This is a genomic window from Streptomyces sp. NPDC017448 (genome assembly GCF_044330565.1).
Taxonomy (GTDB): Bacteria; Actinomycetota; Actinomycetes; order Streptomycetales; family Streptomycetaceae; genus Streptomyces.
Map to the genome: position 1 here is coordinate 71,957 of NZ_JBIRLM010000013.1, position 23,168 is coordinate 95,124.

Consider the following 23,168-nt stretch of genomic DNA (forward strand, 5'->3'; position numbering starts at 1 on the left):
AGACATCTCGTCAACAACAATTACCGCCGGGTAGCTTGTAGTTCAAGGGGCAGGGGCGTTTCCCGCTGGACGGCGGCTGGGCCGTGGGCTGGAATGGAGCGATGACCACCGACGCCGCGACCGACCTCTTCGAAGAACACCGACCCGTTCTCATCGGCGTCGCCTACCGCATGCTCGGCCGGGTGGCCGATGCCGAGGACGTGGTCCAGGAGGCGTGGCTGAGGTGGTCGGCGGCGGACCGCGAGGACGTCCGCGAGCCGCGGGCGTACCTGGTGCGGATCACCACCCGGCTGGCCATCGACCGGCTCCGCCACCTCCGCTCCCGTCAGGAGGCGTACCCGGGGCCGTGGCTGCCGGAGCCGCTGGTCACGGACTTCGGCCCCGCCGTGCCCGACACCGCGGAACGCGCCGTCCTCGCCGACTCCGTCTCCCTCGCCGTCCTGGTCGTCCTCGAATCGCTCTCGCCGCTGGAGCGCGCGGTGTTCGTGCTCCGGGAGGCGTTCGGCTTCCCGTACGCCGAGATCGCTCGCGCCCTGGACCGTACCGAGGCGGCCGTCCGGCAGCTCGGCGGCCGGGCCCGGCGGCACGTGGAGGAGCGCAAGCCCCGCTACGACGTGGACCCGGCCGAGCGGCGCGACCTCACCGAACGCTTCCTGGCCGCCGCCTCCGGGGACGGCATCGAACCCCTGCTCGAACTCCTGGCCCCGGGCGTCCGGCTCGTCAGCGACAGCGGCGGCAAGGCGAAGGCTCCGCGGCGGATCATCGAGACCGCCGACAAGGTCGGCCGCTTCCTCTTCGCGGTGGCGGGGGAGTTCGGCCCCGACGGGGAGGTCCGCATCGTGGAGCTCAACGGCGCCCCCGCCGCGGTCTTCTTCGTCGGAGGGAAGCCCGACACCGTCTTTCAGATCGAAGTCGGCCAAGGTGTCATTCAATGCGCCTATATCATTCGCAACCCGGACAAGCTCGCCGGATTGTCCTTCGCGTAGTCGCGGACCCCGCCGCCCCCGCCGGCCGCGCGGATCCGCCGAGCCCCTGGTCGAAGCCCTGCCGCCCCCCGTGGCGGCGGGGCTTCGTGCTGCGCGCACCTCACGGCGGCGCGAACGTCGCGTGAACGCTCTGCGCCAGAGTTCCGTTTCGTTCCGTTACGGAATAAGTATTGGTCTTGACCAAGGGGGTATGCCGTCCTAGGGTCTCCACTTAAGGCAGGAACCTTTAATAAATAACGTCGCGGAACAGACGCTGGGCGATTGCGGAGGATCAGGGTGGGGACCACGCAGCTGGAATCGGTGCAGGAGCCGAAGTACTGGCACCTCAAGACCGTGCTCAGTGAGGCACTCGACTCGGACTTTGCGGTGGGGGAGATCCTGCCGAACGAGCGGGACCTCGCGGCACGGTTCGGTGTCGCCCGCGCCACGCTCCGGCAGGCCCTGGAGCAGCTCGAGCTGGAAGGCCGGCTGCAGCGCCGCCGCGGCGTCGGCACGACCGTCGCCCCGCCGCGCATGGGCGTCGCCGTCTCCACCGCCCAGCGCGAGTGGGCGGGCGACGTGGGCGGCGAGGCGTGGCAGCCGGTCGACAGCACCATGGCCCAGGCCCCCGCACCGGTCGCCGCGATGCTGGGAACGGACCCCGCCGAACCGGTGCACGTGGTGCGCCGCATCCGTGACACCCAGGGCCAGGTGGTGGCGGCGGAGCTGCTCTACATCCCCGCCTCCTCCGTGCCCGACCTCTCCGCCATCGAGGCGCCGTCCGGCCCGGTGCGGGCCCGCGGCGTCCTGCGCGAGCTGCACCGGATCGGCCTGCAGGGCCAGGACCGCTCCGTGGAGCTCGGCTCCGCGCGGGCGGACGACGCCAAGGAGCTGGACCGGCTCCCCGGCGCCCCCGTCCTCGTCGTCACCACCCGCTACCTCACCGCGGACGGGACGGCGGCCGTCTCCGTCGCCACCTACCGCGCGGACACCTGCCGGCTCACCTTCGGGGACTCCGGCGCGCTGGAGATCAGCCACGACGGGCAGCCCGAGCGCCAGGCGTCCTGACGCCCCCGGCCCGCCCGGCCCCCGCCCGCCGCTTCCGACGGTTCCGCCGCCGAGGAGCGGCGGGCGCGCGCGTCGCGCCCCGGAGCCCGTGCTCAGCGGTGGGCGACGAGAGCCCCGCCCGTGCTCAACGCCGGGCGGTCACCGCCCCCTCGACGGCGAACAGCTCCTCCTCGACATGGTCGAGGGCGAGCCGCAGCGCACCCGTCGCGACGGCGGCCTCCCCGAGCAGGGACAGCGTCACCCGGGGCGGGCGCAGGCAGTAGCGGGCCAGCTCCCTGCGGAGGGGCTCCAGCACCCCGTCCAGTCCGGCGGCCCAGCCGCCGACCACGACCAGCTCCGGGTCGAGCGCCAGCACCAGCGCCGCCACATCGTGCACCAGCCGCTGGAGGAACCGGTCGACCGCAGCCCGGGCCCTCGCGTCGCCCTGCCGGGCCTTGGCGAACACCGCGGCCACCGCCTGCTCGTCCAGCGGATCCAGCGGGGTGTCCGTCGTCGACAGCAGGTGCTCCGGAGTCACCTCCCGGCCCAGCAGGTGCAGGGCGCCGATCTCCCCGGCGGCCCCGCCGAACCCCCGGTGCAGCCGCCCCCCGATCAGGGATCCCGCGCCCGGGCTCAGCCCCGCCAGCACGAAGACGACGTCATCGGTCCCCATGGCGGCGCCCTTCCAGTGCTCCGCCACGGCGGCGGCGTTGGCGTCGTTCTCCACGAGCACCGGGCAGCGGAACGAACGGCGCAGCCGCTCCCCGAGCGCGAGGCCGGTCCAGTCCGGCAGCGCCGTGCCCAGCCGTACGGTGCCGTCGGCCTCCACGATGCCGGGGCTGCCCACACCGACCGCGCGCAGAGTGCTCCGGGCCACCCCGGTGCGGCGCAGCACGTCCGCGATGACGGCCCGGACCTGGTCGAGCCGGTCGTCCGCGCCGGCCGTCTCCGACACCGTCCGGGAGCCGGCCCCGACGATCCGCCCGTCGAGCCCCGAGATGAGCGCCGACACCCGGTGCGGGCCGATCTCCACCCCGAGGAGATGCCCCGCCTCCGCCCGGAAGCGGAACCTCCGCGCGGGGCGTCCCTGACGCCGTGCCTCGCTCTCGTCGGGCGCGGCCTCGACCACGAGACCGGCGTCGAACAACCCCTCGACGACCCCTTCGACCGTGGGCCGGGAGAGCCCGGTGAGCTGCGTGAGGTCGGTCAGCGTCAGCGCGCCGGCCCCTCTCAGGGCGTGCAGCACCACCGCTGAATTGATCCGCCGCAACAGGGACGGGTCCCCACCGGTCAGCCGACCCACGGTATGTCCTCCCAGCTCGTGCGCATGTCTGCCGGATCGTACTCGCTGGTCGTGTGCCCTGCGAGCAGCCGGAAAAGCCGGTATCGAGCCGCAACCTGGGGCGGCCCCGAACAGGGGGCTCCGGCGCGCGGGAGCCCGGGGGACCGGCCGGACGCTCAGCCGGGGCGGTGCGGCCCGGCGGCGGGCCGGCCGCCCGGGGACGGGGTGGACGCGGCGTCCTCGGACACGGCGTTCCGGAGGCGGCCGTACTCCTCGGCCATGGTCGCCACCGTCCAGTGGGCGTTGAGGCCGCTGGGGTTGGGGAGCGCCCACACGCGGGCGCCGCCGACCGTGCGGTCCTGGGGGCCGATGCGGGCCCGGGGCTCCCCGAACGCCGTGCGGTAGGCGGTGATGCCCACCACCGCGAGCCACCGCGGCGCGAGCCGTTCGACCTTCGCCTCCAGGGCGGCCCCGCCCCGGCGGAACTCCTCCGCCTCCAGCTCGTCGGCGCGGGCCGTGGCCCGCGCCACCACGTTGGTGATGCCGAGTCCCAGCCCGAGCAACTCGGCCTGCTCCGAGGGGTGCAGCTGCCGGGGCGTGAACCCCGAGCGGTGCAGGACCGGCCAGAACCTGTTCCCCGGGTGGGCGAAGTGGTGGCCCGTCACCGCGGCCGTCAGGCTGGGGTTGATGCCGCAGAAGAGCACGCGCAGACCGTCCGCGACCACATCGGGGACGATGCGGCCGCGGGCGGCGTTCAGCTCTTCGGGGGTCATACGGCCTCGGAGGTCAGGCGACGGGGGCGGTCCCGGTCACAGGATCGAGCCGGGGGTGTACCCCGCGGCCTCGGGGTACCGCTCGGCGATCTCCTCGATCCGGGCGACCACCGAGGCCACCTGGTCGCCGGCCGCGCCCGTGAACGAGAGCTTGTCGGCCATCAGCTCGTCCAACTGCGCCCGGTCCAGTGGAATCCGCTCGTCCGCGGCGAGCTTGTCCAGCAGCTCGTTGCGCTCGGCGCCCTGCTCCCGCATGGCGAGGGCGGAGGCGACCGCGTTCTCCTTGATCGCCTCGTGCGCCACCTCGCGGCCCACCCCGGCCCGTACGGCGCCCATCAGGACCTTGGTGGTCGCGAGGAACGGAAGGTAGCGGTCCAGTTCGCGCGCCACGACCGCGGGGAACGCGCCGAACTCGTCCAGCACCGTCAGGAAGGTCTCCAGCAGGCCGTCGAGGGCGAAGAACGCGTCCGGGAGGGCCACCCGGCGGACGACGGAGCAGGACACGTCGCCCTCGTTCCACTGGTCGCCCGCCAGCTCGCCGGTCATCGAGGCGTAGCCGCGCAGGATCACCATCAGGCCGTTCACCCGCTCGCAGGAGCGCGTGTTCATCTTGTGCGGCATCGCGGACGAGCCGACCTGGCCGGGCTTGAAGCCCTCGGTCACCAGCTCGTGGCCGGCCATCAGCCGGACGGTCTTGGCCACCGAGGAGGGCGCCGCGGCGAGCTGCACCAGGGCGGTGACCACGTCGTAGTCGAGGGAGCGGGGGTAGACCTGGCCGACCGAGGTGAAGGCCTCGGTGAAGCCCAGGTGCGCGGCGATGCGCTGCTCCAGCTCGGCGAGCTTGCCCGCGTCGCCGCCGAGCAGGTCCAGCATGTCCTGCGCCGTGCCGACCGGGCCCTTGATCCCGCGCAGCGGGTAGCGGGAGAGCAGGTCCTCCAAGCGGCCGTGGGCGACCAGCAGCTCGTCGGCCGCGGTCGCGAAGCGCTTGCCCAGCGTCGTCGCCTGGGCGGCGACGTTGTGCGAACGTCCGGCGATCACCAGCTCGCGGTACTCCGCCGCGAGCTTGCCGAGCCGGGCGAGCACGGCGACCGAGCGGTCGCGCACCAGCTCCAGCGAGAGCCGGATCTGCAACTGCTCGACGTTCTCCGTCAGGTCCCGGGAGGTCATGCCCTTGTGGACCTGCTCATGGCCGGCGAGGGCGTTGAACTCCTCGATCCGGGCCTTCACATCGTGCCGGGTGACCTTCTCGCGCTCGGCGATCGAGACGAGGTCCACCTGGTCGAGCACGCGCTCGTAGTCGGCCAGCGCCGCGTCGGGCACCTCGATCCCGAGGTCCTTCTGAGCGCGCAGCACCGCCAGCCACAGCCGGCGTTCCAGCTTCACCTTCTGCTCGGGGGACCAGAGGACGGCCAGCTCCGCGGAGGCGTAGCGGCCGGCCAGGACGTTGGGGATGCGAGGCTTCGCAGAGACGGCGTTCACGTGGACGGATTCTACTGGCGGTTCGTGCAGGCCGACGCCGCGCCCCGGGTTGTGGCTTGCTACGAAGGCGCGGGACGAGGAGCGGTGGGGGCGGCGAGGGGCGGCGGACCGGCGCCCGGCTCAGCCCGCCTCCCCGGCGCCCACCTCGGCGCCGGGGGAGACGGCACGCCGCCATCCCGTCACCGGGCCCGGGTTCTCCGGGTCCGCGGGCGTGATCCAGAAGGCCCGGCCCGTCGCGGCGTCGACCTGCGCGCCCCGGCGCCCGTCGCCGGAGGAGCGGCCGGTGAGCCGCCGCCCGATCCAGGGAGCCAGGTGCTGACGGGCGAAGCGGATGTCCTCGGTGCGCCGGGACGCCCAGCGCGGCGGTGCGCCGGCGGGCATCGGCGTACGCCAGTCCAGCTCGGCCGGCAGCCCCAGGGCCTGCCAGACGGCCTCGGCGACGCGCCGGTGCCCTTCGGCGGTGAGGTGCAGCCGGTCGACGTCCCACATCCGGGGGTCGGCGAGCGAGGGCGCGGAGTAGAGGTCCACCACGACCGCCCCGTGCTGCCCGGCCAGATCGTCGATCAGGGCGAACAACGCCTCCATCCGGGGTCGGAACCGGTCGAACACCGGCCCGCTGCGCCCGGGGCTGCGCATCAGCACCAGCTGCTCGCAGGAGGGCGCGAGCCGCTCCACGGCTTCTTCGAGCCGCCCCCTGACCATGGCCATGTCGCACTTCGGGCGCAGCGTGTCGTTGAGCCCGCCGACGAGCGTGACCACATCGGGCCGGAGCGCGGCCGCCGTCTCCACCTGCTCGTCCACGATCTGGCCGATGAGCTTTCCGCGTACGGCGAGGTTCGCGTACCGGAAACCGGGGGAACGGGCCGCCAGCCGGGAGGCGAGGACGTCGGCCCAGCCCCGGTACGTGCCGTCGGGGAGCAGGTCCGACATGCCCTCGGTGAAGGAGTCGCCGACCGCGACGAAACTGGTGTAGGAGGCATTCGGTTCCATGGCCCGGAGATCCTACCTCTCGCCCCTCCGGCCCGCCCGGCGAGAGCCGGAACGGGCCGGAGGGGCCGGGGGAGGGGGTCAGCGGGAGCCGGGCCGCCCGACGAGTTCGCGCAGCACGTCCTCCATGGTGACCATGCCGGCCAGCCGCCCGTCGTCGTCGAGCACGGCCGCCAGATGGGTCCGGCTGCGGCGCAGCGCGGTCAGTACGTCGTCCAGCGGGGTCGACGCCCGGACGCGGGCGATCGGCCGCAGCGCCGACACCGGGAAGGGGACGTCGCGGGGGGCCGCGTCCAGGGCGTCCTTCACGTGGAGGTAGCCGAGGATGCGCTGCTCGCGGTCCATCACCGGGAAGCGGGAGAACCCGGACTCGGACGACAGCCGCTCCAGCTCCTCCGGAGTGGTGCCGACCTTGGCGTACAGCACCCGGTCGACCGGCATCACCACGTCCCGCACCGGTCGGCGGCCCAGCTCCAGGGCGTGGCGGAGGCGCTGCGCCGAGCGGTCGTCGACCAGCCCGGCGGCCCCGGCGTCCTGCACCATCCTGGCCAGCTCGTCGTCCGAGAAGGTCGCGGACACCTCGTCCTTCGTCTCCACCCGCAACAGCTTGAGCAGGGCGTTGGCGAACGCGTTGATGGTGAAGATCACGGGCCGCAGGGCACGGGCCATCGCCACCAGGGGCGGGCCCAGCAGCAGGGCGCTGCGCGCGGGTTCCGCCAGGGCGATGTTCTTGGGGACCATCTCGCCCAGCAGCATGTGCAGATAGGTCGCCACGCCCAGCGCGATGACGAACGACAGCGGATGCACCAGCCCGTGCGGTACGCCGACCGCGTCGAAGACCGGCTCCAGCAGATGCGCGATGGCCGGCTCTGCGACGATGCCCAGCACCAGGGTGCAGAGCGTGATGCCGAGCTGGGCGGCGGCGAGCAGCGCGGAGACGTGCTCCAGGCCCCAGATGACACTGCGGGCCCGCCGGTCCCCGGCCTCCGCCCCCGGCTCGATCTGGCTGCGGCGCACCGAGATCAGGGCGAACTCCGCCCCGACGAAGAACGCGTTGGCGACCAGCGTGAGCAGGCCGATGAAGAGCTGGAGAGCGATCACCGCCCGTCCTCCGTTCCGTCCTCGGGTCCCGGTCCCGGCACCGGGGCGTGCAGCAGCGCCCGCGCCGCCCGGCGGCCCGAGGCGTCCACCACGTCGATCCGCCACCCCTCCAGCTCGACGCTGTCGTCGGCCGTGGGAATCCGGCCCAGCTCCGCGGCGACCAGCCCCGCGAGGGTCTCGTAGGGCCCGTCCGGCACCCGCAGCCCGATCCGGCGGAGCTGGTCGGTGCGCGCCGCTCCGTCGGCCGACCACAGGGCGCGGCCGTCCGCGTCCTCGCCGGCGGCGGCGAGGTCGGGCGTCTCGTGCGGATCGTGCTCGTCGCGGACCTCGCCGACGACTTCCTCCACGATGTCCTCCAGCGTCACGACCCCGGCCGTACCGCCGTACTCGTCGATCACCACGGCCATGGCGAGCTTGCCGGACAACCGGTCCAGCAGCTTGTCCACGGTCAGCGTCTCCGGCACGAGCAGGGGCTCGCGCAGCAGCTCCGAGACGCGGGTGCGGGGGCGGCGGTCGGCGGGGACCGCCAGGACGTCCTTGATGTGGGCCACCCCGACCACGGTGTCCAGACCGTCCCGGTAGACGGGGAAGCGGGACAGGCCGGTCGCCCGGGTGGCGTTGGCGACGTCCTCGGCCGTGGCGTGCACGTCGAGCGCGGTCACCTGGACGCGCGGTGTCATCACGTTCTCCGCGGTCAGCTCCGAGAGGTTCAGCGTACGGACGAACAGTTCGGCCGTGTCCGCCTCCAGCGCCCCCTCCTTCGCCGAGTGCCGGGCCAGCGCCACCAGCTCCTGCGGGCTGCGGGCGGAGGCCAGCTCCTCGGTCGGCTCCAGGCCGAAGCGGCGCACGATCCGGTTGGCGGTGTTGTTGAGATGGCCGATGAAGGGCCGGAACACCGCGGTGAACACCCGCTGAGGGGTGGCCACCGCCTTGGCCACGGCCAGCGGGGAGGAGATCGCCCAGTTCTTCGGGACCAGCTCGCCGACGACCATCAGGACCACCGTGGACAGCCCCGTGCCGATGACGAGCGCCAGGGTGGACGCCGCGGCGGGAGGCAGCCCCGCCGCCTCGACGGGGCCGCGGATCAGCGCGGCGATGGACGGTTCGGAGAGCATGCCGATCACCAGGTTGGTGACGGTGATGCCGAGCTGGGCCCCGGAGAGCTGGAAGGTGAGGCCGCGGACGGCCTTGAGCGCGCTCGAAGCGCCCCGGTCGCCCTGTTCGACGGCCCGTTCGAGTTCGCTGCGCTCCACCGTGGTCAGCGAGAACTCCGCCGCGACGAACGCGCCGCAGGCGACGCAGAGCAGCAGGGCGATGAGCAGCAGAAGCACTTCGGTCATCGGTTCACCTCCGTCCCATGATCGGGCAGAGGGACGGGGGCCGCGCGGTGTCGGCGGCGCCGGGGGAATCGGCTGCTGGGAGGCTCGCCCATGGGCGGACGGTCACACCTTTCGGCAGGGAAGGGGCGGAGGGGCATGTCATCGTAGGGCGTCTGCCCGGCCAAGCCCCGTCCTACCGCGTCCGCGCGGGGGCAACCGCCGTCACCGCCCCGGCGCGGGCGCGACCGTCGTCACCGCCTCCGCGCCGAGGGCGCCCCTCCCCGGTTCGCCAGGGGCTTCACCCAGCGGCTCCACTGCGGCTCGGGCCCGTAGCCCGCCGCGAGCCAGGCGTGGTGGGCCGACGTGTTGCGGTCGAGGACCATGGCGTCGGCACGCCGCCCGCCCAGCGCGGTGAACCGTTCCTCGGCTGCCGCCAGGAGGGCGCTGCCCACGCCCTTCCGCCGTCGGTCGGGGTGGACGGCGAACCGGTAGAGGTGGCACCGCCAGCCGTCGAAACCCGCGATGACCGTCCCCACCAGCACCCCGTCCCGCTCGGCGAGCAGCAACGCCTCCGGATCCCGTTCCACCAAGCGGGCGATCCCGTCGCCGTCGTCGCTGATGCCGGTGCCTTCGGCGGCCGTCTTCCAGAACGCCAGGACCTCGTCCAGGTCGGCCGCGGTCGCGCATCGTACGGTTATCGAAAGATCGTTCATGGCGGTCATCCCACCACCTGCCCCGGCACGGCATCGACCGCATTCCACGATGCGGTCGCCCCGGAGCCGGGCCGGGCCGGGCAGCCCTGGCCCAGGACCCGGACGGGGTTCCGGGGCGGGCGGGCCCGGTCCCGTCAGGTGCCCGCCAGTTCCTCCAGCACCGGTGCGAAGGCCTCCATCGCCGGTTCCAGGACGGTCAGGTACGAGAACCCGAACCGCTCGCGCTGCTCCCGCAGTTGCTCGGCGATCCGGCGCACGGTGCCGACCGCGACGATCGGCAGCTCCAGCACCTCGTCCTCGCTCAGATGGGGCATCTGCTCCAGGAGCGGCCGGGCGGCCGACCTCCGGTCGGGGGCGACCGCGACCAGCTGGAGCAGCAGGTTCAGCTCCGCCGGGCTCTCCCGCCGTGCGGCGAACCCCCGGTAGGCGTCGACCCGCGCTTCGAGCTGGTCGGCGGTCAGGACCGAGAGGGCCCCGTCCCTGCCGCCCGCCGCGCCCGTGAAGGCCACGGTGTCGGCGTACTCGGCGGCCAGCCGCAGCACCCGGTCCCCGTTGCCGCCGATGACCAGCGGGACGCGGGGCCGCTGCACGGGCGCGGGCAGGTACGCCTCGTCGCGCAGTGCCCGGTCCAGCTCCTCCACCGTGCGCCGCAGGTGGTCCACGCGTCCGCCGGGCGTCAGGAACGGGATGCCCGCCCGCTCGTGTTCCGCGCGGACGTATCCGGCGCCGATGCCCAGCTCCAGACGGCCCGAGGTGAGCGCGTCCGTGCCGGCCGTCTCGCGGGCGAGGAGCGTCGGGTTCCAGAACCCCGCGTTCAGGACGAAGGTGCCGACGCGGGGCCGTTCCGTGGCCTCGGCCGCGGCGACCAGGGAGGGGAAGGGGGCGGGCATGTCCAGGTGGTCCGGGACCAGGATCACGTCGTAGCCGAGTTGCTCCGCCCGGCGGCAGCGGGCTCGCCACCCCGCCCCGTCGGTGGGGGCCATCAGGTTGACGCCGAAGCGGAACGGCCTGGTCATGGGTGCCTCCGTGGGAGAAGAACGGGGTAAGTGCTACCGCCACCCACTCTGCCGAGAAGGTGGTCCGTTGTCCGGCGAACACGTGTCTTGGTCCCCCTCCGCCCCCTTGCCGGTGCTAGCGCGCCCGCGCTAGCGTGGGAGAGTGCCCAAGACTCAGCTGAACGTTCGAGTGGACGAGGCCACCGCCGAGGCGGCGCGCCGGCGCGCGCTGCAGAGGGGGGTGAGCGTGAACCGCTACATAGAGGAGCTCGTCCAGCAGGACGCGGGCGAGGTGGGCCACACGTTCGTCGAGGCCGCGGCCGATTTCATGAAGCAGTACGAGTCGGTGTTCGCCGAGGAGCTCGGCCCGGAGCGCGAAGGCGCCCGTTGAACCTCCGGATCGACCTCTCCTGGCTGCTGATGGTGGCCGAGCACAAGACGCCCGGGGATCCGCAGGTTCTCGACTGGGGCGCGCTCGTCGCCGCCGTGGCCCGGCACGACGCGGAGATCTTCGGCAGCGCCGTCTACGCCGACCCGCACGCGCGGGCGGCCGCCCTGTTGCAGTTGCTGCTGCATGTGCCCGCCCTCGAACACTCCAACGCGATGTTCGCGTCGGCCGTCGCGTACGGCTATCTCGTGGCCTCCGGGCTCAAGGTCGTCACCTCGCCCGAGCAGGTCCGCGATCTGGCGCTGCTGGTCAAGCAGGGCAAGGCCGACGTCCGGGCCATCGCCGACGAGCTGCGGCAGTGGAGCGTCTGAGACGGCGCGCGCCGGTCCGGTGACGGCGGGGGCCCGGGCCGTACCCGGCGCGAAAACCCCGGGCCCGGATCACCTCTCGGTGAACGGCTTCCGGGCCACCCCCAGGACGCACGGCGACGACGGCGTCCGCGGGCCCTTCTCCGGAATCCGCAGCCTGCGGTACGTGCCCGGTTCGAAGCCCGCCGCCTCGATCGCGGCCAGCGGGTCGCGCGCCGTGTGGCAGCCGCCGAAGAGCACCGGCCACAGCGTCCGGTCGGCCGCCCGTTGCACCGTGGCCAACGCCCGGCCGGGGGCCACCCCGTGCTCGAAGAACCGCAGTTCGCCACCGGGCCGCAGGACGCGCCGGATCTCGGCGAGCGCCCGGGGCAGATCCCGCACGGTGCACAGCACCAGGGACGCGACGGCGGCGTCGAAACCCTCGTTCTTCGTCGGGATCGCCTCCGCCGCGCCCGGCACCACGTCCACTGGCACCTCGGCCCGCAGGGCGGCGCGGACGGCGAGCTGCCGCAGCGAGCGTTCCGGCTCCAGCGCCACGACCTCGGAGACGGCGCCGGGGTAGTGGGCGAAGTTCAGCCCGTTCCCCGCGCCGATCTCGATGGCCCGGCCGGAAAGTCCCGACAGCAACTCCTCGCGGTACGCGGCGACGCCGCCCTTCCGGTCGGCGGCCACGCTGAACCGGGCGTAGAACCGGGCGAAGAGCGGATGGTGCACGGCGTCCCGGGGAAGCTTCCCGTTGCGCAGCTGCATGGCGGACCTCCGTGAGGAGTGGACGTGCTGCCCTTCGACGATTCTCCTTCCCCCCGCGGCTTCCCGGTAGCCCTCGCGGGCCCGGTACGGAGGCGTACGCCCGGGTACGGAAGCGCAACCCCTCTACGGAAGCGCGGGGCCGGTACGGGGACCGGGCGCTCAGTACCGGGCCGGCGCCCAGCTCCCGCCCAGCGCCGGAGCGAGCCACCCCGGCGCACGCGCCGCGAACGCGGCGCCCGGCAGCGCGCCCGCCCCCGCCGGCACCGCGCCCAGCAGGGGTGCGCCCGCCGCCACCGGCAGGTCCTCGACGTTGCACCGGGCAGCGAGGTCCGGCTCCGCCGGCATGCTGCCGATGACGACGCCCCGGCACTCCAGCCCCCGGGCCCGCAGCGCCTCGGCCGTCAGCGCGGTGGCGTTCAGCGTGCCCAGGCCGGCGGGGGCCACCACCAGCACCGGCGCGGACAGCAGCCGGGCCGCGTCCGCGAGGGTGCCGCCCTCGTCGTCGAACCGTACGAGCAGCCCGCCCGCGCCCTCCACCAGCACGAGATCGTGCTCGGTGGCCAGCTTCCGGGCCGCCTCGGCCACCTCGACCGGCCGCACCGGCGGCAGCCCCGCCCGGCGGGCGGCCGTGGCCGGGGCCAACGGCTCCGGGAAACGGGCCAGTTCGACCGCCGTCACCCGGCTTCCCGCCAGGCGCGCGACCTCGGCCGCGTCGCCCGGCTCCCCGGGAGCGAGCCCGGTCTGCGCGGGTTTGAGGACCGCGACCCGGCGGCTCCCCGCCGCGGCCGCCACAGCGGCGGTCACCACGGTCTTGCCGATCTCCGTGCCGGTGCCGGAGACCACCAGAATCATCGACATACCGCTTCAGCCCTCCCGTGCCGCGGCGCCCACGGCCCGGCAGATCCGCGCCACGTCCTCGTCGCCCGTGACGTACGGCGGCATCGTGTAGACGAGGTCGCGGAACGGCCGCAGCCACACGCCCTCGCGCACGGCCGCGCGGGTCGCCGCCGCCATGTCCACCTCGTGGTCGAGCTGGACGACCCCGATCGCCCCCAGGACGCGGACGTCCACCACACCGGCGGTCTCCGCGACGGGCGCGAGCCCGGCGCGCAGGCCCGCCCCGATCCGGGCCACCTCGCCCTCCCAGTCCTGCCCGAGCAGCAGGTCCACGGAGGCCGAGGCCACCGAGGCGGCCAGGGGGTTGCCCATGAACGTCGGGCCGTGCGCCAGCACCGGCACCGCGCCGCTGGAGATGCCCTCCGCCACCCGCGTGGTGCACAGGGTCGCCGCCATCGTGAGGTAACCGCCGGTCAGCGCCTTGCCCACACACATGACGTCGGGTGCGATCCCGGCGTGCCCGGAGGCGAACAGCTTGCCGGTACGGCCGAAACCGGTCGCGATCTCGTCGAGCACCAGCAGGACGCCGTGCTCGTCGCACGCCTCGCGCAGCACCCGCAGATAGCCGGGGGAGTGGAACCGCATCCCTCCGGCCCCCTGCACCACCGGCTCCACGACGACCGCCGCCAGCTCATCGGCGTGCGCGGCGACCAACCCCCGCAGATGGGCCGTGTACGCGGGGTCCGGTTCCGCCTCGAAGCCGTCCGGCGGGGCGTCCGCGAAGACCTGCCGGGGCAGGGAGCCCGACCACAGCTCGTGCATCCCGCCCTCCGGGTCGCAGACCGACATCGGCTGCCAGGTGTCCCCGTGGTAGCCCCCGCGCCAGGTCAGCAGCCGCTGCTTGGCCGGACGACCGGCCGAACGCCAGTACTGCAGGCACATCTTGACCGCGACCTCGACGGAGACGGAGCCCGAGTCGGCGAGGAAGACGTGCTGGAGCGGTTCGGGGGTGATCTCCACCAGCCGGGCCGCCAGCCGGACGGCGGGCTCATGGGTGAGCCCGCCGAACATCACATGGCTCATCCGGTCCAGCTGGCCGCGTGCGGCCTCGTTGAGGACCGGGTGGTTGTAACCGTGCACCGCCGACCACCAGGAGGACATGCCGTCCACCAACTCGCGCCGCCCCTCGACGGGTTCGGCGAGCCGGAGCCGTACCCCGGAGGCCGACTCCACGATCAGCGGCTCCTGGCGGCCCGGCATCGGGCCGTACGGGTGCCACACATGGGCGCGGTCCAGCGCCCGCAGCTCGTCGGGGGCGTACGGCTTCGGGGCGGCGGGCCGGGGGAGCGCGGGGGCGTACGGCTCAGGCATTGGGGGCGAGATCCGTCCCCGCACCGCGCCGACGCACCGCCACCAGATCCGTACGCGCCGCGCCGTTGCCCTCGCCGCGCGTCGCGCCGTCCGCACCCGCCCCGGGCGCGGCCTCGGCGGCCTCTGCGGTCACCGGTTCCCGGTCCCCGTGGCCGCCGCAGGGTCCGCAGCCCCCGGCGGCTCCGGAGTCCGCGTGCGAGCCGCAGCCCGCGGGCTCCGTACCGCAGCCGCCCGGCTCCGCCGACGTGCCGCACCCGGCCGGGGCGCCGGTCCGGTGGCGCGGCAGCGTCGTCGTGCCCGCTCCCTCCACCTCGAAACCGGCGTCCGCGATCATGTCCAGGTCGGCCTGGCCGGCCTGGCCCTCGCTCGTGAGGTAGTCGCCCAGGAAGATGGAGTTGACGAGGTGGAGCGCCAGCGGCTGCATCGAGCGCAGGTGCACCTCCCGGCCGCCCGCGAGCCGCACCTCGACATCGGGGCAGACGAAGCGGACCATCGCCAGGATGCGCAGGCAGCGCTGCGGGGTGAGGTTCCACTCCTTGGCGAGCGGGGTGCCCTCGAACGGGATCAGGAAGTTGACCGGCACCGAGTCCGGGTCCAGGTCGCGCAGCGCGTACACGACGTCGACCAGGTCCTCGTCGCTCTCGCCCATCCCGGCGATAAGCCCGGAACACGCCGAGAGCCCGGCGCCCTGGGCCTGCCGCACGGTCTCCACCCGGTCCGCGTAGGTGTGCGTGGTGGTGATCGCCCCGTACGTCCCCTCGGACGTGTTGAGGTTGTGGTTGTACGCGTCGGCGCCCGCCGAACGCAGCCGGTCGGCCTGTCCGTCCGCGAGCAGACCGAGGCAGGCGCACACCTCGACCCCCTCGTTCTCCTCCTTGATCGCCTCGATGGTCCTGGTGACCCGGTCCACGTCCCGGTCGGTGGGGCCGCGCCCGCTCGCCACCAGGCAGACACGCTTCGCACCGCCCGCCACCCCGGCGGCGGCGGCCCTGGACGCCTCCTCCGGCTTCAGCCAGGTGTACTTGAGGATTCCGGCCTTCGAACCGAGCCGCTGCGAGCAGTACGAGCAGTCCTCGGGGCAGAGCCCGGACTTGAGGTTGACCAGGTAGTTGAGTTTGACGCGTCGTCCGAACCACTGACGGCGCACCTTCCCGGCGGCGGCCACCACGTCGAGCAGTTCGTCGTCGGAGGTCGCCAGCACGGCGAGCGCTTCTCCACGGGTCGGCAGTTCGCGCCGCAGTCCCTTGTCCACCAGCGTGTTCAGCAGGTCCATGGAAGCTGATCCTGACGTACGGCACCGCCTCCAGCCAAGGAGGAACCGGACAGGAGAGCCGGGCGAGGGTGTGTGGATGGCCACACCCTGACCTGCTGTGCGCCCGGTTAGGGTCTGTGGGCTGCCTACAAACGGACCGTTCGCACCGGACCCTCCGCACCGGGCCCGGCCCCGCGGGGCCGCCCGTGGCGGGGCCGTGCGCACCGGCCCGTGCGCACGGGCTGCGCACACCGGGCCGCGCGCACGGCCGTGCCCACCGGGCCGACCGCTCGGAGCCGCCCCGCCCAGGCCCGCCTACCCGAGGGACCGCCCCATGTCCTACGCCCCGTTCGACTGGATCGACGCCGAGGCCCGAGGCCGGGCCGCCGCCGGACTCGTCCGCACCCTGCGACCGCGCGGCGCGGAGCCGGAGCTGCTGGACCTCGCGAGCAACGACTACCTGGGCCTCGCCCGGCGCCCGGAGGTCACCGGGGCGGCGGCCGAAGCCGCCCGCCGCTGGGGGGCGGGGGCCACCGGATCCCGGCTGGTCACCGGCTCCACCGCCCTGCACGCCGAACTCGAACACGGACTCGCCGCGTTCTGCGGCTTCGAGGCGGCCCTCGTGCTCTCCTCCGGGTACGCGGCCAACCTCGCCGCGTTGACCGCGCTGGCCGGGCGCGGCTCGCTCATCGTCTCCGACGCGGGCAACCACGCCTCCATCGTGGACGGTTGCCGGCTCTCTCGCGCCGAGACCGCCGTCGTCCCCCACGCCGACCCGGACGCGGTCGCCAAGGCGCTCGGGGCGCACGACGGGCGGGCGCTCGCCGTCACCGACTCGGTCTTCTCCGTCGACGGAGACGCGGCGCCCCTCTCCGCGCTGGCCGAGGTCTGCCGCGCCGCGAACGCCGCCCTGCTGATCGACGACGCCCACGGGCTCGGCGTCCTGGGCGACGGCGGGCGCGGCGCGCCCGCCGCGACCGGACTGGCCGGCGGCGACGGGGTCGTGGCCACGCTCACCCTCTCCAAGTCCCTGGGCAGCCAGGGCGGCGCGGTCCTGGGACCGGCCCGGGTCATCGACCACCTGGTCAACACCGCCCGCCCGTTCATCTTCGACACCGGGCTCGCCCCGGCGGCGGCCGGCGGCGCGCTCGGCGCGCTCGGCGTGCTGCGCCGGGAGCCCGAACGGGCCGGCCGCGCCCGGGCGGTGGCCGCCGCACTGTACTCGCGGCTCGCCGCCGCCGGGCTGCGGGCGGTCCGGCCCGACGCGGCCGTCGTCGCCGTCCGGGCCCCCTCGGCGGAGGCGGCGGTGCGCTGGGCGGCCGACTGCCGCGCGGCCGGGACGGCGGTGGGCTGCTTCCGCCCCCCGTCGGTCCCGGACGGCGTCTCCCGCCTGCGGCTCACCGCCCGCGCCGACCTGACCGAGGAACAGATCACGGCCGCGGTGGCCACGATCGTCGCCACCGCTCCCCGGCAGGCGGACGCTCCGGTCAGCTGAAGCGCCGCGGCCCGGCTCCGTGCGGGCCGAGGCCGTCCACGAACGTGCTCCAGGCCACCGTCGAGAAGCGCAGCGGCGGCCGGTCCACGTCCTTGGAATCGCGCACGGCGAGGGCCGCGCCGCCCAGCAGGGCGGTCTCCACGCAGTTGTTCATCCCGGTCGAGCGGCTGCTGCGCCGCCAGTGCGGGGCGGCCGTCACGGTGGACGGCGGTGACGGTGACGCGGTGGACGGTGCGAGACGGTCTGGCATGGCGGCCCCTTAGCTGCGTCCGATCCCGGTGATGAGGTCCAGCGAGCGTTCCGGCGACAGCGCGTGCGCCTGCAAGGTGCGGAAGGCCGAGCTGTACGCGTCGAGGTCTTCTTTCCGCTCCAGATAGAGGCTACTCGTCAAGTGGTCAAGAACGACCACGTCCAGATCAGAAATGTTCGGAAAGGAGAAGATGACGAAAGGCCCGGTGAGCCCGATGTACCCCCCGGCCGAGAACGGCAGCAACTGCAGGTGGATATGCGGGAGTCGGGAAACGCGGGCGAGGTGCCGCACCTGGTCCCGCATCACCTCCGGCCCTCCCACCTCGCGGTGGAGCACCGCCTCGTCCAGCACCGCGGTGAACCGCAGCGGAGGGTTCGTACGCAACACCCGCTGCCGGGTCAGCCGCACCTCGACCAGGGAGTCGAGGTGCTCCTCCGGTAAACCGCCCACCGAGGCGCGGGTCACCGCCCGCGCGTACCCGGCGGTCTGGAGCAGCCCCGGGACGACCGACGTCTCCAGCGTCCGGACCGTACTGGCCTGCGACTCCAGGCTGATGAAGTCGCGGTACTGCGGCGGGATCAGCCCCCGGTAGGCGTGCCACCAGCCCGAACCCCCGCCCCCCGCCGACCCCGCGAGGACTTCCAGCAGCGAACGCAGCCGGGTGTCGCGCACGGCGTAGGCGTCCAGCAGCCGCGATACGTCGAAGGGCGTCACGCCGCTCGCACCCGTCTCGATGCGGCTCACCTTCGACTGGTGCCAGCCGAGCAGCCGCGCCGCCTCCCGGCTGGTCAGCCCGGCGGCGTGACGCAGACTCCGCAGCTCCTCGCCGAGCTTGCGCCGCCGGACGGCGGGGCCGTGCAGCATGCCGGTCTCCTTCTCTGTCGGAAAGGGCCGGCCCGTCGCCGGACCCTGCCTGCGGAGACGCCAGTGTGCCGCCCGCCACCACCGCACCGGTCCCGAATTCACCGCTTCGAGCGACAGATATATGCATATCTTGGTCGAACGCCGTTACAGGGAGCTTCATCGATGGCAGTCTGACGCGAAGCACCATCCCGGTCGGCCGTCGGTCGCCCGGAGCGGGAAAGGGACGGCGTCGCCATGGCAGACCATCAGGAAGCAACCGTCACGCTGCCGAGCGATCCGGCCTCGGTCTCGTCCGCCCGCAGACATGTGGCCAGGACCTTGACCGAATGGGGCCTGCCGGACGACGCCGAGTTCGCCGACACCGTCCGCCTGATCGTCTCGGAGCTGGCCACCAACGCGGTCCAGCACACCTTCGGCCAGTCACCCACCTTCACCGTGGACCTGCGCCTCGTACGCGACGAGGAGCTGTACGTCGGCGTCACGGACAGTCACCCCCGATGGCCCCAGCGCCTGCCCGCCGCCGTACGGCAGGACAACGGCCGGGGCCTGGCCATCATCCGGTCGCTGGCCAAGGAGTGCGGCGGGCGGCTCCGGGTGACCCCGACCGCCGAGGGCGGCAAGACGGTCTGGCTGGCCCTCCCCTGGGCCGTTCCGCTCCAGGGCGCGCCCCGCTGACGCTCAGCCCGCGGGGGCCGTGCCCCCGCGGCCGAAACCACTGCGCAGCAGCGCGAGCAGCGTGGCCGCCGCGGCACTCGACCTCTCGCCCCGGTGCACGACCGAGATGGTCCGGCGGAACGACGCGGGCTCCAGCCGCCGTACCGACAGCGGGGCCGGAGCCATCGAGGCGACCATCTCCGGCACCACCGCCACCCCGAGCCCCGCGCTGACCAGCGCGCACACCAGGGCGTACCCCGGCGATTCGCAGACCACCGCCGGGGTCGCCCCGGCCTCGGCGAGCGCGTTCTCCACCCCCCGCCGAGGCGGATGCGTGGGCGCGCTGCTGATCAGCGGCCGCCCCGCCAGCTCCGCGACCGGCAGCCGCCCGGCGCCCTCCGCGAGCCGGTGGCCCGCCGAGGTGACCAGCACCAGCTCCTCGACCAGCAGGGGCTCGACGACCACACCCGCCGGGGGAGGGGCGACGCCCCCGGGTTCGTAGGCATGGGTCAGGGCGAGGTCCACGTCGCCCGCGGCCACCGCGGAGATCCCGCCGGGCGGTTCGTGGTCGGCGACCGCCAGCTCCACCTCCGGATGGGCGCGCCGGAACGCGCTCAGGACCGGGGGCAGCAGATGGATGCCGGCCGTCGTGAACGTCCCCACCCGCAGCCGGCCGCCCGAGAGCCCGGCCAGCCGCGCCAGCTCGTGGCGCGCCTGGTCCAGTTCGTCCAGAACCCGCCGGGCCCGGCCCGCCAGCAGTTCGCCCGCGGCCGTCAGCCGGGCGCCGCGGTGGTGGCGTACCAGCAGGGCGGCCCCGGCCTCCCGCTCCAGCTTGGCCAGCTGCTGGGAGAGCGCGGGCGCGGTGTAGCCCAGGCGGGCGGCGGCCCGGGTGATCGATCCGGCCTCCGCGACCGCCACGAGCGCGGCGAGGCGCGTCGGATCGTACATGAAGCGTTCCTTTAGGCAGACCCAGGAGATTGCAAGTACACGCTAAAGGCTTCGCAGGTCCAAGGTGGTCCCCATGGACGCACAACTGATCGCCTTCACGGGGGTCGCCGCCGGTATGGTCGCGCTGCCCGGCGCCGATTTCACCGTGGTCGTACGCAATGCCCTGGCCTCCCGCGCCGCCGGCCTGGCCACCGCGCTCGGCGTCGCCGGCGGGCTGCTGGTGCACACCGCCCTCGCGGTCGCGGGGCTCGCCGCCGTGCTGGTGGCCGTGCCGGCCCTCTTCCGCACCGTCCAACTGCTCGGCGGGGCGTACGTGCTCCACCTCGGGATCAGCGCGTTGTACGCGACGCTCCGGCGGAGCGGTGCGGAGCAGGAGGCGGTGGAGGACGGACCGCGGCGGCCCGCGCCCCGGGGGTTCGGACGCGCGCTGCGCCAGGGGTTCCTGACCAACGCGCTCAACCCGAAGGCCCCGGTCCTCTTCCTCAGCCTGCTGCCCCAGTTCGTGCCCCCCGGGCAGCCGCCGCTGCCCCGGACCCTGCTTCTGGCGGCCGTCGTGGTGGTGCTGGCGCTGATCTGGTTCCCGGCCGTCGCCCTGCTCGTGGACCGGCTGGGCCGATGGCTGCGCCGACCGCGTACCGCCCGCGCCATCGAGGGCGGCAGCGGAGTGGCGCTCACCGGACTGGGGCTGGTCCTGGTGACCGGCCCGCTGCTGCGCTGAGGTGCCGTCCCCGCCCAGGAGGGGGCGGTCCGGGCGGCCCGCGGCCGTGCGGGGGCCGCCCGTGACGTCCGTGAGGGGGCGCTCGTGCGGCCCCGCAAGGAGAGAGCGTCCGGCCGGTGGGTCAGCGGACCCGTCCGTACCAGACGCTCTTGGACCAGATTTTCGCCAGTCGCACCACGTCTCCCGATTTGGGGGAGTGCCAGATCTTGCCGGCTCCGGCGTAGATGCCCACGTGGTAGACGCTGCGCCCCGAATGGAAGAAGACGAGGTCGCCGCGTTTGCGCTGCGACTTCGTGATATGGCGGGTCTTGTTGTACTGCTGCTGTGCCGTGCGGGGAAGCTTCTTCCCCGCCTTCTTGAACGAGTAGACCGTCAGCCCCGAGCAGTCGAAGCGGTGGGGACCGGCCGCGCCGTACTTGTAGGGGGACCCCTTCTTCGACGCGGCGACCTTCAGGGCCTTCGTCGAGTGGGTGGCCGCTTCGGCGTCGCTCACCAGGCCGGGCGCCAGCATCGTGGACGTCACGGCCAGGGTGAGTGCCGAGGCCGTGCCGACCCGGGCGAACAGAGACGGGACATGAACCTGCGCGGGCATGCGCAACCCTTCGTCAGCCGCCTGTGAAGGATGACCTGTCGGGTTCGGGCTGGCGAAGTTGCCCGGCCGCGTCGCGGCTTCACCCCGAGGGCTTCCCGGTCTCCCGGTCGGCCCGTTGTGCTCGGGTCCTCCACTCCTGCCGATCCACTTTCTGTCGACCAGTCATCCGGGCGGCGGCAGGACTCGGCGTCCGCCCGGACCGCCCCGCCGCGGTGGCGGGGGCTTGTCGTCCCAGGGATCTTGACGCACTCCGTGCCGGATTTCCGAGCGGAAACGGTGATTTGTGAGTCTCCTCACCCCTGATCCATTCGAGTGGGCAGGCCGGATTCACCCCCGCCGACGGGCCCCGCGCACACCCGCGCACCAGCGGCGAAAGGGCATATTTCGAGTACAGCCCGCGGGCGGAACGCAAGTTGAGCCATCGCTCACACGAGTGATCGTCTACGCCGAACGAGCGAGGAAAATGGAGTGCCGGATCGGGCGTGTCGTGCGGCGCGCCGACCGGTCCGCTGCCGTAAGGCGCTTCCCCCGTTTCCGTACCGCGCGGCCGGTTCCGCTCCCGTACCGCCCCCCGGCCGCTCGGGTACCCCGAACCCGGCCTGCGGTGCCGGTCAGTTCGCGGGCGGCGGCATCGCGACCCGGCCTGCCCGGCGCTCCCCGTCCAGGACGCGCAGGGCCCGGGCCAGCGTGGCCGCGTGCAGGCGCGACTCGCCGCGCTCGTGCATCAGCGCCAGGGCGTCGCGCAGCGCGGCCGCCCCGGAGGCCAGGGCCTGGGCGGCGCGCAGTGCGCCGTAGGTGTCGCCGCCGTGGGCCGGGTTGATCCGCCCCACCTGGTCCAGCACGGCCAGATAGCAGTCGACGAACTCGCCCTCGGCGCGGGTCAGGGCGGGCAAGGGCGGGAACGCGGGTGGCTCCATCGGCGGTTCACCTCGTGGCGTGGGGCGGGCGGGGGCGTCAGCGGTTCTCCACGACGTGGTCGACCAGCCCGTAGGCGAGGGCGGCCTGTGCGTCGAGGATGGTGTCGCGCTCGATGTCGGCGGTGATCCGCTCCGGAGTCCGGCCCGTGTGCCGGACCAGCATGGCGGCGAACATCTCGCGGGTGCGCATCAGTTCGCGCGCGTGGATCTCCAGGTCGGACGGCTGGCCCCGCATCGGCTCCTCCAGTGCGGGCTGCTGGATGACTACCCGCGCACCGGGCAGCGCATGTCGGCGGCCCGGCGCTCCGGCCGCCAGCAGGGCGGCGGCGTAGGAGCCCGCCTGGCCGAGGCAGAAGGTCTCGACCTCGCAGGCCAGGAACCGCATCGTGTCGTAGACCGCGGCCATGGCGCCGAACGTGCCGCCGGGGGAGTTGATGTAGAGCGAGACGGGCCGGTCCGGATCGGCGTGCTCCAGATACATGAGCTGGGCGATGAGGTCGCTCGCGGCGGTGTCGTCCACCGGGGTTCCGAGGAAGACGATCCGCTCGGACAGCAGCTTGGAGTAGGGGTCCAGCGTGCGGGTCCCGGTCGCGGTGCGCTCGGTGAACTCCGGCAGTACGTAACGGGCCGCGGGGGCGTAACGGGCGGTGGAGCGGATCATGGCGGTGCCTTTCTCCTGAGTGCGCACGAGGGCGTGACGGCCCCGGGCCGGATCACCTGTCGGTCCGTCCGTAAAAAATGTACAGGACGTACAGAAGGTTATGATGGGAACTATGGCCTACGAGATTCCGGTGACGCAAGCACGGGCAGAGCTAGCCGAACTGATCAACCGCGTCGTCTACGGCGGTGAGCGCGTCGTCGTGACGCGGCACGGCAAGCCGCTCGTCGCGCTGGTGTCCGCCGCTGACCTGCAACGACTTGAGGAGGAGGAGGCCGCGGCCGAGGAGCAGGTGATCAGCTCGGTCTCCTCGATCGCTTCCGCGCGCTCTGCTCAGGGCGAACGGCGCAGCTTCGGCATCGCTGCCGAGCACCGCCCCCGGGGCGACGACCGCGACACCTGACGACCCGACTCCGCCTCCGTCCCGACCGCCCCGCGACGGCAC

Annotated in this window: 26 protein-coding genes and 1 riboswitch; of the genes, 8 read left to right on the top strand and 18 right to left on the bottom strand. The window is 73.7% G+C overall.

The features are described 5' to 3' along the window. The first annotated feature begins 101 nt into the window (after nucleotides 1-101). Nucleotides 102-986, top strand: a complete 885-nt coding sequence (gene sigJ / locus ACH4K1_RS21635; protein ID WP_398090896.1) for an RNA polymerase sigma factor SigJ — start codon at nucleotides 102-104, stop codon at nucleotides 984-986. Nucleotides 987-1,262: 276 nt separating this feature from the next. Then, complete coding sequence (locus tag ACH4K1_RS21640; RefSeq protein WP_398090897.1) at nucleotides 1,263-2,033, top strand: GntR family transcriptional regulator; 771 nt, start codon at nucleotides 1,263-1,265, stop codon at nucleotides 2,031-2,033. Between the two features lie 124 nt (nucleotides 2,034-2,157). On the opposite strand, the gene ACH4K1_RS21645 is transcribed toward ACH4K1_RS21640, so the two are convergent. The 8 genes from ACH4K1_RS21645 to ACH4K1_RS21680 all read right to left on the bottom strand — a co-directional run bounded on the left by ACH4K1_RS21645 (nucleotide 2,158) and on the right by ACH4K1_RS21680 (nucleotide 10,682). Further along, the gene (locus tag ACH4K1_RS21645; protein ID WP_398090898.1) at nucleotides 2,158-3,315 is read right to left on the bottom strand and encodes an ROK family protein; all 1,158 of its coding nucleotides are present in this window, start codon (nucleotides 3,313-3,315) and stop codon (nucleotides 2,158-2,160) included. A 155-nt stretch (nucleotides 3,316-3,470) separates the two neighbouring features. Next, entirely contained in the window at nucleotides 3,471-4,067 is a 597-nt protein-coding gene (gene mug / locus ACH4K1_RS21650) for a G/U mismatch-specific DNA glycosylase (protein ID WP_398090899.1), read from the bottom strand. A gap of 36 nt (nucleotides 4,068-4,103) precedes the next feature. After that, nucleotides 4,104-5,546 (bottom strand): adenylosuccinate lyase, encoded by a 1,443-nt coding sequence (purB, locus tag ACH4K1_RS21655; RefSeq protein ID WP_398090900.1) that lies wholly within the window; start codon nucleotides 5,544-5,546, stop codon nucleotides 4,104-4,106. A 120-nt stretch (nucleotides 5,547-5,666) separates the two neighbouring features. Beyond that, nucleotides 5,667-6,536, bottom strand: a complete 870-nt coding sequence (locus ACH4K1_RS21660; RefSeq protein ID WP_398090901.1) for an SGNH/GDSL hydrolase family protein — start codon at nucleotides 6,534-6,536, stop codon at nucleotides 5,667-5,669. A 78-nt stretch (nucleotides 6,537-6,614) separates the two neighbouring features. Next, complete coding sequence (locus ACH4K1_RS21665) at nucleotides 6,615-7,634, bottom strand: hemolysin family protein (protein WP_398090902.1); 1,020 nt, start codon at nucleotides 7,632-7,634, stop codon at nucleotides 6,615-6,617. Next, entirely contained in the window at nucleotides 7,631-8,974 is a 1,344-nt protein-coding gene (locus ACH4K1_RS21670; RefSeq protein WP_398090903.1) for a hemolysin family protein, read from the bottom strand. Before ACH4K1_RS21670 ends, ACH4K1_RS21665 begins: the two co-directional genes overlap by 4 nt. A gap of 230 nt (nucleotides 8,975-9,204) precedes the next feature. Continuing rightward, entirely contained in the window at nucleotides 9,205-9,675 is a 471-nt protein-coding gene (locus tag ACH4K1_RS21675; protein ID WP_398090904.1) for a GNAT family N-acetyltransferase, read from the bottom strand. Between the two features lie 125 nt (nucleotides 9,676-9,800). Further along, nucleotides 9,801-10,682 (bottom strand): LLM class F420-dependent oxidoreductase, encoded by an 882-nt coding sequence (locus tag ACH4K1_RS21680; protein WP_398090905.1) that lies wholly within the window; start codon nucleotides 10,680-10,682, stop codon nucleotides 9,801-9,803. 142 nt (nucleotides 10,683-10,824) lie between these two features. Here ACH4K1_RS21680 and ACH4K1_RS21685 point away from each other — a divergent pair, with 142 nt between their 5' ends. Together ACH4K1_RS21685 and ACH4K1_RS21690 are read left to right on the top strand one after the other, a co-directional pair. Then, entirely contained in the window at nucleotides 10,825-11,052 is a 228-nt protein-coding gene (locus ACH4K1_RS21685) for an antitoxin (RefSeq protein WP_398090906.1), read from the top strand. Further along, entirely contained in the window at nucleotides 11,049-11,420 is a 372-nt protein-coding gene (locus ACH4K1_RS21690) for a fic family toxin-antitoxin system, toxin component (protein WP_398090907.1), read from the top strand. Before ACH4K1_RS21685 ends, ACH4K1_RS21690 begins: the two co-directional genes overlap by 4 nt. Before the next feature lie 69 nt (nucleotides 11,421-11,489). Here ACH4K1_RS21690 and ACH4K1_RS21695 read toward each other — a convergent pair whose 3' ends face one another. The 4 genes from ACH4K1_RS21695 to bioB form a co-directional block, all read right to left on the bottom strand. After that, nucleotides 11,490-12,167 (bottom strand): class I SAM-dependent methyltransferase, encoded by a 678-nt coding sequence (locus ACH4K1_RS21695; protein ID WP_398090908.1) that lies wholly within the window; start codon nucleotides 12,165-12,167, stop codon nucleotides 11,490-11,492. A gap of 159 nt (nucleotides 12,168-12,326) precedes the next feature. Continuing rightward, a complete protein-coding gene (bioD, locus tag ACH4K1_RS21700) occupies nucleotides 12,327-13,025 on the bottom strand; it encodes a dethiobiotin synthase (protein ID WP_398090909.1) in 699 nt (232 codons plus the stop codon). 6 nt (nucleotides 13,026-13,031) lie between these two features. After that, nucleotides 13,032-14,375 (bottom strand): adenosylmethionine--8-amino-7-oxononanoate transaminase, encoded by a 1,344-nt coding sequence (locus ACH4K1_RS21705; protein ID WP_398090910.1) that lies wholly within the window; start codon nucleotides 14,373-14,375, stop codon nucleotides 13,032-13,034. After that, the gene (bioB, locus tag ACH4K1_RS21710) at nucleotides 14,368-15,648 is read right to left on the bottom strand and encodes a biotin synthase BioB (protein ID WP_398090911.1); all 1,281 of its coding nucleotides are present in this window, start codon (nucleotides 15,646-15,648) and stop codon (nucleotides 14,368-14,370) included. The genes ACH4K1_RS21705 and bioB overlap by 8 nt, the downstream gene beginning before the upstream one ends. Before the next feature lie 313 nt (nucleotides 15,649-15,961). Between bioB and ACH4K1_RS21715 the strand changes: the two genes are divergently transcribed. Next, nucleotides 15,962-17,122 (top strand): 8-amino-7-oxononanoate synthase, encoded by a 1,161-nt coding sequence (locus tag ACH4K1_RS21715; protein ID WP_398090912.1) that lies wholly within the window; start codon nucleotides 15,962-15,964, stop codon nucleotides 17,120-17,122. Here the strand turns inward: ACH4K1_RS21715 and ACH4K1_RS21720 are convergent. Further along, on the bottom strand, nucleotides 17,115-17,372 hold the full coding sequence (locus tag ACH4K1_RS21720) for a DUF397 domain-containing protein (protein ID WP_398090913.1): 258 nt from the start codon (nucleotides 17,370-17,372) through the stop codon (nucleotides 17,115-17,117). The genes ACH4K1_RS21715 and ACH4K1_RS21720 overlap by 8 nt on opposite strands. Nucleotides 17,373-17,381: 9 nt before the next feature. Further along, the gene (locus tag ACH4K1_RS21725) at nucleotides 17,382-18,236 is read right to left on the bottom strand and encodes a helix-turn-helix domain-containing protein (RefSeq protein WP_398090914.1); all 855 of its coding nucleotides are present in this window, start codon (nucleotides 18,234-18,236) and stop codon (nucleotides 17,382-17,384) included. 234 nt (nucleotides 18,237-18,470) lie between these two features. Between ACH4K1_RS21725 and ACH4K1_RS21730 the strand changes: the two genes are divergently transcribed. Beyond that, nucleotides 18,471-18,911 carry an ATP-binding protein gene (locus ACH4K1_RS21730; protein ID WP_398090915.1) on the top strand — a complete coding sequence of 147 codons (441 nt, stop codon included), beginning with the start codon at nucleotides 18,471-18,473 and terminating at the stop codon, nucleotides 18,909-18,911. A gap of 3 nt (nucleotides 18,912-18,914) precedes the next feature. On the opposite strand, the gene ACH4K1_RS21735 is transcribed toward ACH4K1_RS21730, so the two are convergent. Then, nucleotides 18,915-19,838 carry a LysR family transcriptional regulator gene (locus ACH4K1_RS21735; protein ID WP_398090916.1) on the bottom strand — a complete coding sequence of 308 codons (924 nt, stop codon included), beginning with the start codon at nucleotides 19,836-19,838 and terminating at the stop codon, nucleotides 18,915-18,917. A gap of 73 nt (nucleotides 19,839-19,911) precedes the next feature. Between ACH4K1_RS21735 and ACH4K1_RS21740 the strand changes: the two genes are divergently transcribed. Further along, nucleotides 19,912-20,556, top strand: coding sequence for a LysE family translocator (locus ACH4K1_RS21740; RefSeq protein ID WP_398090917.1), 645 nt, complete (start codon nucleotides 19,912-19,914; stop codon nucleotides 20,554-20,556). Between the two features lie 121 nt (nucleotides 20,557-20,677). Here the strand turns inward: ACH4K1_RS21740 and ACH4K1_RS21745 are convergent, their stop codons facing one another. The 3 genes from ACH4K1_RS21745 to ACH4K1_RS21755 form a co-directional block, all read right to left on the bottom strand. Next, the gene (locus ACH4K1_RS21745) at nucleotides 20,678-21,148 is read right to left on the bottom strand and encodes a C40 family peptidase (RefSeq protein WP_398090918.1); all 471 of its coding nucleotides are present in this window, start codon (nucleotides 21,146-21,148) and stop codon (nucleotides 20,678-20,680) included. Between the two features lie 3 nt (nucleotides 21,149-21,151). Then, nucleotides 21,152-21,318, bottom strand: a riboswitch (cyclic di-AMP (ydaO/yuaA leader). A gap of 441 nt (nucleotides 21,319-21,759) precedes the next feature. Beyond that, the gene (locus ACH4K1_RS21750) at nucleotides 21,760-22,065 is read right to left on the bottom strand and encodes a hypothetical protein (protein WP_228992334.1); all 306 of its coding nucleotides are present in this window, start codon (nucleotides 22,063-22,065) and stop codon (nucleotides 21,760-21,762) included. Nucleotides 22,066-22,102: 37 nt separating this feature from the next. Next, nucleotides 22,103-22,726 carry an ATP-dependent Clp protease proteolytic subunit gene (locus ACH4K1_RS21755; protein WP_398090919.1) on the bottom strand — a complete coding sequence of 208 codons (624 nt, stop codon included), beginning with the start codon at nucleotides 22,724-22,726 and terminating at the stop codon, nucleotides 22,103-22,105. Nucleotides 22,727-22,838: 112 nt separating this feature from the next. On the opposite strand from ACH4K1_RS21755, the gene ACH4K1_RS21760 reads away from it, so the two are divergent. Further along, nucleotides 22,839-23,126 carry a type II toxin-antitoxin system Phd/YefM family antitoxin gene (locus ACH4K1_RS21760; RefSeq protein WP_398090920.1) on the top strand — a complete coding sequence of 96 codons (288 nt, stop codon included), beginning with the start codon at nucleotides 22,839-22,841 and terminating at the stop codon, nucleotides 23,124-23,126. Nucleotides 23,127-23,168 lie beyond the last annotated feature (42 nt).

What these genes read in the sequence shown, in the direction of transcription:
- sigJ (WP_398090896.1), top strand. Translation starts at nt 102, where the DNA reads ATGACCACCGACGCCGCGACCGACCTCTTCGAAGAACACCGACCCGTT.
- mug (WP_398090899.1), bottom strand. Translation starts at nt 4,067, where the DNA reads ATGACCCCCGAAGAGCTGAACGCCGCCCGCGGCCGCATCGTCCCCGAT.
- ACH4K1_RS21660 (WP_398090901.1), bottom strand. Translation starts at nt 6,536, where the DNA reads ATGGAACCGAATGCCTCCTACACCAGTTTCGTCGCGGTCGGCGACTCC.
- ACH4K1_RS21670 (WP_398090903.1), bottom strand. Translation starts at nt 8,974, where the DNA reads ATGACCGAAGTGCTTCTGCTGCTCATCGCCCTGCTGCTCTGCGTCGCC.
- ACH4K1_RS21675 (WP_398090904.1), bottom strand. Translation starts at nt 9,675, where the DNA reads ATGACCGCCATGAACGATCTTTCGATAACCGTACGATGCGCGACCGCG.
- ACH4K1_RS21680 (WP_398090905.1), bottom strand. Translation starts at nt 10,682, where the DNA reads ATGACCAGGCCGTTCCGCTTCGGCGTCAACCTGATGGCCCCCACCGAC.
- ACH4K1_RS21695 (WP_398090908.1), bottom strand. Translation starts at nt 12,167, where the DNA reads ATGCAGCTGCGCAACGGGAAGCTTCCCCGGGACGCCGTGCACCATCCG.
- bioD (WP_398090909.1), bottom strand. Translation starts at nt 13,025, where the DNA reads ATGTCGATGATTCTGGTGGTCTCCGGCACCGGCACGGAGATCGGCAAG.
- ACH4K1_RS21705 (WP_398090910.1), bottom strand. Translation starts at nt 14,375, where the DNA reads ATGCCTGAGCCGTACGCCCCCGCGCTCCCCCGGCCCGCCGCCCCGAAG.
- bioB (WP_398090911.1), bottom strand. Translation starts at nt 15,648, where the DNA reads ATGGACCTGCTGAACACGCTGGTGGACAAGGGACTGCGGCGCGAACTG.
- ACH4K1_RS21715 (WP_398090912.1), top strand. Translation starts at nt 15,962, where the DNA reads ATGTCCTACGCCCCGTTCGACTGGATCGACGCCGAGGCCCGAGGCCGG.
- ACH4K1_RS21720 (WP_398090913.1), bottom strand. Translation starts at nt 17,372, where the DNA reads ATGCCAGACCGTCTCGCACCGTCCACCGCGTCACCGTCACCGCCGTCC.
- ACH4K1_RS21725 (WP_398090914.1), bottom strand. Translation starts at nt 18,236, where the DNA reads ATGCTGCACGGCCCCGCCGTCCGGCGGCGCAAGCTCGGCGAGGAGCTG.
- ACH4K1_RS21730 (WP_398090915.1), top strand. Translation starts at nt 18,471, where the DNA reads ATGGCAGACCATCAGGAAGCAACCGTCACGCTGCCGAGCGATCCGGCC.
- ACH4K1_RS21735 (WP_398090916.1), bottom strand. Translation starts at nt 19,838, where the DNA reads ATGTACGATCCGACGCGCCTCGCCGCGCTCGTGGCGGTCGCGGAGGCC.
- ACH4K1_RS21740 (WP_398090917.1), top strand. Translation starts at nt 19,912, where the DNA reads ATGGACGCACAACTGATCGCCTTCACGGGGGTCGCCGCCGGTATGGTC.
- ACH4K1_RS21745 (WP_398090918.1), bottom strand. Translation starts at nt 21,148, where the DNA reads ATGCCCGCGCAGGTTCATGTCCCGTCTCTGTTCGCCCGGGTCGGCACG.
- ACH4K1_RS21750 (WP_228992334.1), bottom strand. Translation starts at nt 22,065, where the DNA reads ATGGAGCCACCCGCGTTCCCGCCCTTGCCCGCCCTGACCCGCGCCGAG.
- ACH4K1_RS21755 (WP_398090919.1), bottom strand. Translation starts at nt 22,726, where the DNA reads ATGATCCGCTCCACCGCCCGTTACGCCCCCGCGGCCCGTTACGTACTG.
- ACH4K1_RS21760 (WP_398090920.1), top strand. Translation starts at nt 22,839, where the DNA reads ATGGCCTACGAGATTCCGGTGACGCAAGCACGGGCAGAGCTAGCCGAA.